At 63.7% G+C, this 1707-nt stretch carries 1 protein-coding gene; it reads right to left on the bottom strand.

Features of this window, described 5'->3' with window-relative positions:
• Nucleotides 1–190: 190 nt before the first annotated feature.
• Nucleotides 191–1582: an IS1380 family transposase gene (locus CIK76_RS02415; RefSeq protein WP_096283212.1), complete on the bottom strand. Its 1392-nt coding sequence runs from the start codon at nucleotides 1580–1582 to the stop codon at nucleotides 191–193.
• Nucleotides 1583–1707: the final 125 nt, after the last annotated feature.

Here is a 1707-nt window from a genome sequence, read left to right as displayed (position 1 = left end):
TTAGCCTCGATATTTCATGAGCCCCGGTTCCAGGTAGACCAGGGCTGACCGTCTGCCTGGCGGTTCTTATTGTGGCATTTGGGCACGACGTTTTGACCGCTAACCGGTGGCGGTGGTGCGTTCGGGGTTCCACTGCCCGAAAAGGTGTTTGGGGTTACTTTCGTGCTCGTTGGTGCGGTTTCGCCGGGCTTTATGGCGGCGATAGCACGGACAGCCGATTCAGGGCCATCAGGAGCAGGTCGGTGTGGGGTGCGGCGGCGAAGTGCAGGGTGCGTTTGCGAGCATGGGTGCTGATCTTGCCGGCGACCTCGAAGAGCTGGGCCCGCAGCTTCTTCGGTTCCCAGACCCGGGCCTGGGTGCCGGTGAGTCCGAGCATTTGCATCCAGGCCAGCAGGTCCAGGGCCATCAGCACCAGGTGGCACCACAGGGTGTTGCCGGTGAACGCCTGCAGGGGCAGGTTTTCCAGTCCGGTGTCCTTCGCATTGCGGATCCGGTCTTCGCAGCGTGCCCGCAGCCGGTGGCGCAGTTCCAGGGCCGCGTGCTGGCCGCGGGTCTGGTTGGTGGCGAAGGCCGTGTAACGCATGCCGTCGATGTCGGTGATCCGCAATTGGGCACCAACATGGGGTTTTTCCTTCCGCACGACCACCCTCAGGCCCTTAGGCCAGGTGGACAGGTCAAGCATCCCGGTGATGTCCGCCAGCCACGCTCCGTCGCGTTCGTAGCCGTCGTTGTTGTAGGCCTGCGTCCATCCTTCCTCGGGGATCAGCGGCAGCACCTCGGCGATAGCCTCGGTGATGGTGAACCCGACCGAGTAGGACAGGTCCCGTTCCGGGTCGGTGAGCCAGTCCAGGAACTTGTGGGTGCCGCCGGCCGAGTCGGTGCGGACCATGGTCTGCCGACCGGAGCGGTATGCGGCCGGCAGCTGTTCCAGCGCTGCCTGGGTGACGGCGATGTGGTCCGCTGCCGTGTTTGATCCGGCATTTCCCGCCCTCAGCTGCATGGACAGCCCTTCGCCGGTGCCTTCGGCACCGTGGTCGAGCATGCCTGCCAGCGGGTGGTGGCCGAAGGTTTTCTTCCACGTCGGCATCGCTTCTTCCTTCTCGGAATGGGAGATGACGATCGAGGCGTCCAGGTCCACCACCAGCGGATCCTCGGGGGTTCTGCCGTGGGCCGGGGAGTGTTCCCCGGCCAGCGTCCAGACGTGTTCGCGGGCCTTGGCGCGTGCCGCGTTGATGGCGGCCAGCGCTTTGTCCAGATCCGGTCCGCTCAGCGTGGCGATCAACCTGCTGATAGTCGGGTTCGAGGCCACCGGGCCGTAGATCGCCGGTTGGGAGCGCAACCTGTTCACATCCGAAATGCAGTCCCCGCCCATGGCCAGAGACAAGGCCAGGTCCACGAGGACCTTCCCCGGATCATGCCTGGACAGGGGCTTGCGCCACGGGACCATCGCCTCGGAAAGTCCTGCCATCAGACCGCTGGCGATCGCGGTCTGGGTCAGCAGCATTCCGCCGGCTTGGGACGCGATCCCGTGCCCGTGCGCGTCAACATGGGGTGCCGGGTAGAAAGGGGTAGGCTTGTTCACCGTAAAGGTGCTCCTTGTTTCATGAGAATTTTGCTGTGTGGTAACAACATTTTCCCATGTCAGGAGTGCCTTTACATCTTAATTACGCGCCCGTGACCCGAACCCCCATGAAATACCGAGGTTAG

It is taken from the genome of Glutamicibacter sp. BW80 (assembly GCF_002332385.1).
Lineage (GTDB): Bacteria > Actinomycetota > Actinomycetes > Actinomycetales > Micrococcaceae > Glutamicibacter.
Note: the sequence above shows the minus strand (reverse complement) of the source record. Positions and strands in the feature narration are given on the sequence as shown.